Source organism: Pedobacter sp. HMWF019 (genome assembly GCF_003061025.1).
Taxonomy (GTDB): domain Bacteria; phylum Bacteroidota; class Bacteroidia; order Sphingobacteriales; family Sphingobacteriaceae; genus Pedobacter.
Genome location: NZ_QAIL01000573.1, coordinates 1 through 7,302, shown reverse-complemented (window position 1 = coordinate 7,302; position 7,302 = coordinate 1). Strand labels below are relative to the sequence as shown.

Sequence of the window (7,302 nt, the reverse complement as noted above, 5' to 3'; positions counted from 1 at the left end):
CTTTTGTTTCGAATAACTTTGCCATCACTGCAAAAGCAATTACAGTTACTGCAACTGCAGGACAAAGCAAAGTATATGGTACAGCAGACCCATTATTCGCTTACACGATCACTAACGGTGGACCATTGAAAACAGGCGACGCCTTCACAGGAGCACTTGCAAGAGCAGCAGGAGAAAACATAGGAACCACTTATGCCATCAACCAGGGAACTTTAAGTGCCGGTACAAACTATACCATCACTTTTATTCCGGACAACTTTGCCATCACTGCAAAAGCAATTACAGTTACTGCAACAGCAGGACAAAGCAAAGTATATGGCACAACTGATCCAACATTGACTTACACGATCACTAGTGGAGGCTCACTTAAAACAGGTGATGCTTTCATAGGTGCACTCGCAAGAGCTGCTGGTGAAAACATAGGAACCACCTATGCCATCAACCAGGGCACACTAAGCGCAGGTAACAACTATACCATCACTTTCATTCCTGATAACTTTGCCATCACCGCAAAACCAATTACGGTAACTGCGGCTGCTGGACAAAGCAAGGTATACGCTTCAACTGATCCAACATTCGCTTACACCATCACCAGTGGTGGACCACTTAAAACAGGTGACTCCTTCACGGGTGCACTAGCAAGAACTGCCGGTGAGAATATCGGAACCACTTATGCCATCAGCCAGGGAACTTTAAGTGCTGGCACAAACTACACCATCACTTTTGTTTCGAATAACTTTGCCATCACTGCAAAAGCAATTACAGTAACCGCAACAGCAGGACAAAACAAAGTATATGGTTCAACCGATCCAACATTGGCTTACACCATCACCAGTGGTGGACCACTTAAAGCAGGCGATACCTTTACCGGTAAACTAGCAAGAACAACAGGCGAAAACGTGGGCACAGCTTATGCCATTAACCAGGGAACGCTAAGTGCAGGTAATAACTACACCATTACTTTTGTTACTAACAATTTCGCCATCACACGCGCAGCACTGGTGATTACTGCTGACAATAAAGAGAAGTTTGCAGGAACAGCAAATCCTCCGTTAACAGCCAGTTATGACGGCTTTGTCAACCAGGAAACCAGTGCAAACTTAACTACAGCCCCTATGTTGAGCACCACTGCGACAACAAGCAGTCCAATTGGAGATTACCCAATCAAAGCCTCAGGAGCTGTTGCAACTAACTACAGCATCACCTATGTAGACGGAACCCTGAAAGTGAAACCAGGATATCCGACAAGCATCAGTCTGGCTGCCGTTACTTTATACGAGAACAGACCTGCAGGCACTAATGCAGGTACATTAAGCAGCACTGCAGACGATCCGTTGGCTACATTCAGCTATACCTTGGTGAGCGGAGCCGGAGCTACAGACAATGCTTTATTTGCCATCGCTGGAAATCAGCTCAAAACAACAGCAAGCCTTGATTACGAAACCAAGTCCAGCTACAGCATTCGGGTGAGAAGCACTACCCAATATGGTTTTAGCCTGGATAAAGTACTACAGATCAACATCAGTGATGTAAACGAAATCCCAACGTTGAACAACATTGCAAACCAGACCATCTGTTATACGACCACATCTCAGAATATTAAATTAACCGGCATCAGTCCGGGACCGGAAAGCGCACAAACCACTACTTTAAGCGTCAGCAGTACAAATACTGTGCTTTTTGAAAGCCTGAATATTGTCAAAAATGGCAGCAATGCCGGAACGCTGACCTATAAGGTTAAAAACGGCGCAAGCGGAACAGCAACCCTAACTGTTACGGTTAAGGACAGTGGCGGGCAGGCCAATGGTGGTACAGACAGTTACAGTACAACATTCACCATCACAGTTAACCCGCTTCCGGTAGTGGCCATTAGCAGCGACCAGGGTAAGAGTATTTCCAAAGGTGTAACTGCCCAGTTAACAGCAACAGGCGGAACCAGCTACAGCTGGGCCACGGCATCTGGTATCCTGGGTGGCCAGAATACAGCCAAACTTAGCGTAAGGCCAAGCGTGACCACGACTTATACGGTAACCGCTACCAATGCCAGCGGATGCAGTACGACAGAGAGCTTTACTCTTGAAGTCCGTTCTGACTACCAGGCTGTCGATGCAACAAACATCTTAACCCCTAACGGAGACGGCAAGAATGATCTTTGGGTAGTGAGGAACATAGATCTTTATCCAAACAACGAAGTTAAAGTATTTGACCGAGCTGGACGGATCGTGTTTGGACAGAAAAGCTATAAAAACACCTGGGATGGAACCTATAATGGCGTACCCTTACAGGAAGGCACTTATTACTACATTATTGATTTTGGCACTGGCCAGTTAAAGCAAAAAGGATTCATTACCGTAGTTAGAAACAATTAACTAATACAAAGATTTAGACATTATGAACACGATCAAAAAGATATTAATTAACCTGGTTCTAATCACAATTATGGGAACGGCTGCAAAAGCGCAGCTGAACCCTTTAAGTGCCCAATACTTTACCAACCAATACCTGATCAACCCAGCCTTTGCCGGTTATACACAAGGCGTAAAAATAAATGCAGCCTATCGCAAACTCTGGAACAATGTTCCCGGAGCACCACTTACACAAAACGTAACCGCAGATTATGGCTTTCAGAAGGTTGGTATTGGGCTGAATGTTTACAACGAAAAGGCGGGCCTGCTGAGGCAAACAAGAGTAGTAGGCAGTTACGCATATCACTTACCGCTGAGTGGAGATGGCCAGCAACTGAATTTTGGGGTATCCCTTGGTTTTCTAAACCAGAGGCTCGAAACCGCCGACATCAATGGTGATCCGAACGATCCTTCCGTTGGACAGTACAACGATCGCAAAACCTATCTTGACGGAGATTTCGGGGTGGCTTATACCAGCAATAACCTGAACATCCAGGCATCCATTCCAAATTTGAAAACCTTCTTCAAAAAGGATGAGATCAAGATGGCTGATGTCGCCACGTTTTACAGTGCGATCAGTTACAAGATCAATTTAAATGCAGATGAAAAACCAGCGCAAATAGAACCCAAAGTTGCCTTCAGAGGCGTTAAGAACCACAGTAATATCGTGGATGCCGGAGCGCAGCTTGGTTTTGCAAATCAACAGGTTTTTCTTTTGGGGCTATACCACAGCACCAAAAATGCCACTTTTGGAGTGGGCATGGATTACCAGAACAAGTATATGATCAGCGGTACCTATACCACCCAAACTTCTGCTTTGACCAATTACACCAACGGAAGCTTTGAGCTCGATCTGAGGATCAGTTTCAAGTAATAAGTAGTATCCATAAAAAAATGGCCGGTCTGAAATATTCAGACCGGCCATTTTTTTATGGATAAAATTCCGTTATTCTACAGTAACAGATTTCGCAAGGTTTCTTGGCTGATCCACATTACAGCCTCTCAATACCGCGATGTGGTAAGAAAGCAATTGCAAAGGGATTGTTGCCAACAGGGGTAGGAATGCTTCACTTGCATCAGGTATTTCAATACAATAATCGGCCATCTTTTTAACCTCGGTATCTCCCTCCGTAACAATGGCCACCACGATACCTTTTCTGGCTTTTACTTCCTGAATATTGCTGATCACTTTTTCATAGGAAGAATTTTTGGTTGCGATGACCACAACCGGCATTTCTTCGTCAATTAAAGCAATAGGACCATGCTTCATCTCCGCCGCAGGATAACCTTCAGCATGGATATAAGAGATTTCTTTTAGTTTCAAGGCCCCTTCAAGCGCAACAGGGAAACCACTTCCCCTACCCAGGAACAGACAGTTTCTGGAATCTTTAAACTTCTCAGCAATTTCTCTGATCAGGATATCTGATTTTAAGGCCGCTTCAATTTTCTGGGGAATATTGTCAAGCTCGGTTAATAGTTCTACCAGTTTGGAATTGGTTACTGTACCTTTCTGCTGGGCCATATAAAATGCCATTAAAGTCAATACCGTTACCTGGGCAGTAAATGCCTTGGTCGAAGCCACCCCAATCTCAGGGCCTGCATGCGTATAGACACCTGCATGAGTAATACGCGGAATAGAAGCACCTACCACATTACATACGCCAAATATAGTTGCCCCTTTTTCTTTGGCCATTTCAATAGCCGCCATAGTATCTGCCGTTTCTCCTGATTGTGAAATCGCAATAACCACATCTTTTTCAGTGATGATCGGATTTCTGTATCTGAATTCAGAAGCATATTCTACCTCAACAGGAATACGTGCATATTCCTCAATCAGGTATTCTCCAACCAAACCAGCATGCCAGGAAGTACCACAGGCTACAATAATGATCCGGTCTATGTTTTTAAGTTTCTCAGCGTATTCCTTAATTCCACCCAACTGTACTTTACCTTCAGAAGGATAGATCCTCCCCCTCATACAATCCCGGATAGAACGTGGTTGTTCATAGATCTCTTTTAACATAAAATGATCATAGCCCCCTTTTTCCAGCATCTCCAGCTTCAGTTCCAATTCCTGAACGTATGGAGTCTGAACTACATTATCCAGGCGCTTGATCACCAATTCATCACGTTTTAAAAACGCAATTTCATTATCATTCAAATAGATTACATTTTTGGTATATTCTACAATAGGTGTCGCATCAGAAGCAATAAAATACTCCCCTGCACCAACACCAATAACCATTGGACTCCCTTTTCTAGCTGCAATCAGCTGGTCTGGCTGATCCTGATCCATAATCACAATGGCGTAAGCGCCGCTCACTTCGTTAAGTGCAAGCCTTACTGCTTCCAGAAGATCTACATCTTCAGACTTATAAATATCTTCCACCAGGTGGATCAGGACCTCAGTATCTGTGTCACTCTTAAATACATGCCCTCTGCTCTCCAGCTCTTCTTTAAGTGTGGCGTAATTTTCTATAATTCCGTTGTGGATGATACTCAATTTACCATCATTTGAAGTGTGAGGATGGGAGTTGCGGTCGGAAGGTGCACCATGTGTAGCCCACCTGGTATGTCCAATTCCGATAGTGCCAGACAGATTCTTTCCTTCTGCAAAATTCTCCAGCTCAATCACCTTACCAGCCTTTTTGAAGATATTCATCCCCTCATCGTTGATCAGTGCAATTCCAGCACTGTCGTAGCCCCGGTATTCCAATCGTTTTAATCCCTTTATAACAATTGGCCAGGCTTCCCTATAACCAATATAACCTACTATTCCACACATAAGTTCTTTTTATATAATTTCTATGAATTAATTTTAAATTAAATGATGCTGTAAATCTATATAAATTACTTAACATCAGCAATGTACATCCGCTCATTTTTTCATTAACCACTTCATCAAATGGTCATTAGAATCAGACCTTGACCATTTCAAAAAAGAACATCTGATGCAGGCGGCTAATCTAGAAAATAAGTAATTTCCAAATCGAAAAAAAAACTTCATTTCATTAACATTTTAGCACATTTCATTACATAAACTTGCAATAATAGCGAGAGATACTCTGAATCATTTAGATTTGCTTTTAAAATATAGCCATGCAAAAAATCATTATAGTTGAAGACGAACCAGAATTGGCCAGCAATATTGCTGAGTTAACTTCATTGCTAGGTTATAGTGTTTCAGGCATATTTAACAATTCAACCAGCTGTCTTGAATTTTTATCCAACCATAAAGTAGATCTTATACTCCTGGATATCTTGATAAAGGGAAATGATAACGGCATTGTTCTTGCCGAATCTATAAAAAAACAATACGATACACCCATTATTTTCTGCTCGGCTTATACCGATGACAATATGCTGCAACAAGTAAAACAAGTCAATCCCCAGGGCTATATCGTAAAGCCTTTCAACAGAGATATTCTAAAAACGACCATGTTCCTCGCACTAAACAATCATTCACAAAAAAAAGAGGAGCAAAATACATTTCATAAAGAAACATTCCATATCCGCGACAAAGGCTATGTTGTACCACTGGAGATTAACAACATCCTGATCGCCAAAGCAGATGGTTTATATACTAAAATAATTACACCAGACAAAAACTATTTGATCCGGGATATTCTAAAGGATATAGAAGCCCGTTTGCCCCAGGATAAATTTCTTAGGGTCCACAAATCCTTCCTTGTTAATCTGGACCATGTCACTTCATTTAACAGCAAAGGAATCACAATCAACAAACAGGTGATCCCGGTAAGAAGGGGTTTATTTAAAACACTGAAGGAAATGTTTGGGACACAAAAAGAAAAAGGTGCTCTCCTGCCGGAATAATCCTATTCCAAATTTTGGTTCTTAAAAAATTCCAGCGGACTGTATCCTGTCTCCTTTTTAAATGCTGCAAAAAAAGTACTTTTGGAAGAAAAGCCTGCCAAATCACCAAGAGCCTCTATGGTTAAATATTCGAAGTTATTTTTATCCATCAGCTGTTTTTTCACGTAGTCTATTCTGAAAAAATTAACAAAGTCTGAAAAGCTTTTCTCATAATGGTGATTGAGTAAATAAGACAACTTGTGAGCAGACATCTCCAGATGTAAAGCCAGTGCTTTCAATGTTATTCTCTTTTCCTGATATAAACGATCTACAATCATTGCTTTCTCTAACTTATGAACGTCGTTAACAAACCAGCATTTCCGGTCTGACTGAGCAATGTCTTTTTTTATCTTTTCCAGCGTGGATATTTTCATATCCAAAAAGGATGCAACAAGTTCTGCAGGAACTTTGTCTGAGGGCCCCGGAAGGTTCTTTAAATAATACTCATACCTTTCCCTGGCAGTTCCCATTCTGATCATAATCGAACGTTCATGAGCAATAGTATAGTAACTCTCCAGGATTTTCCTCATGATCACATTCATTTCAGGAAAATCAACATAAAAACTCAAAAGATCCTCTGTCCTCAGAGCAACCAGATAACTGTCTGAAGAAATGAGCATATTATCCACAGTTGGAACATCTCCATACATGCCCTCAATGGCAGCAACAAACTCTCCATCTACACAAATAAAAGTAGTTAACTTTTTACTTCCTTTTATTCTGTAACCTGTAACAATCCCCTTAACTAAAAAGTAAAAATACCTGCTTGTTTCCCCTTTCCTCAGTAAAAAAGACCCTGCTTTCAAAGAAACCTCAAAAGCGCTCTCCAAAAAGGCCAATCTCAGTTCTTTACTCATAGGAGAGAAGCCGGATAAAAAGTCCAGAACCGAGTTTACAACTTCAACAGGAGGTTTTGTGTAAGGATAATATCTTTGAGCCATATACGAAACAGGAGTACTAAATTAAGATAATGGACTAATTAATCCTAAATTATAATTCTGGAGTAACTTTACTATAGTAAAAC

General features: G+C 41.6%; 5 protein-coding genes. 3 read left to right on the top strand and 2 right to left on the bottom strand.

Annotated features, from left to right (window positions below):
* Together DBR11_RS27530 and DBR11_RS27525 are read left to right on the top strand one after the other, a co-directional pair.
* Window positions 1-2,369, top strand: a 2,369-nt coding sequence (locus DBR11_RS27530) for an MBG domain-containing protein (protein WP_146186690.1), incomplete at its 5' end; no start/stop codon positions are given.
* A gap of 22 nt (window positions 2,370-2,391) precedes the next feature.
* Entirely contained in the window at window positions 2,392-3,279 is an 888-nt protein-coding gene (locus DBR11_RS27525) for a PorP/SprF family type IX secretion system membrane protein (RefSeq protein ID WP_108555747.1), read from the top strand.
* Between the two features lie 72 nt (window positions 3,280-3,351).
* Here the strand turns inward: DBR11_RS27525 and glmS are convergent, their stop codons facing one another.
* On the bottom strand, window positions 3,352-5,190 hold the full coding sequence (gene glmS, locus DBR11_RS27520; RefSeq protein ID WP_108555746.1) for a glutamine--fructose-6-phosphate transaminase (isomerizing): 1,839 nt from the start codon (window positions 5,188-5,190) through the stop codon (window positions 3,352-3,354).
* A 314-nt stretch (window positions 5,191-5,504) separates the two neighbouring features.
* On the opposite strand from glmS, the gene DBR11_RS27515 reads away from it, so the two are divergent.
* Complete coding sequence (locus DBR11_RS27515) at window positions 5,505-6,239, top strand: LytTR family DNA-binding domain-containing protein (RefSeq protein WP_108555745.1); 735 nt, start codon at window positions 5,505-5,507, stop codon at window positions 6,237-6,239.
* 2 nt (window positions 6,240-6,241) lie between these two features.
* Here DBR11_RS27515 and DBR11_RS27510 read toward each other — a convergent pair whose 3' ends face one another.
* On the bottom strand, window positions 6,242-7,219 hold the full coding sequence (locus DBR11_RS27510; RefSeq protein WP_108555744.1) for a helix-turn-helix domain-containing protein: 978 nt from the start codon (window positions 7,217-7,219) through the stop codon (window positions 6,242-6,244).
* Window positions 7,220-7,302 lie beyond the last annotated feature (83 nt).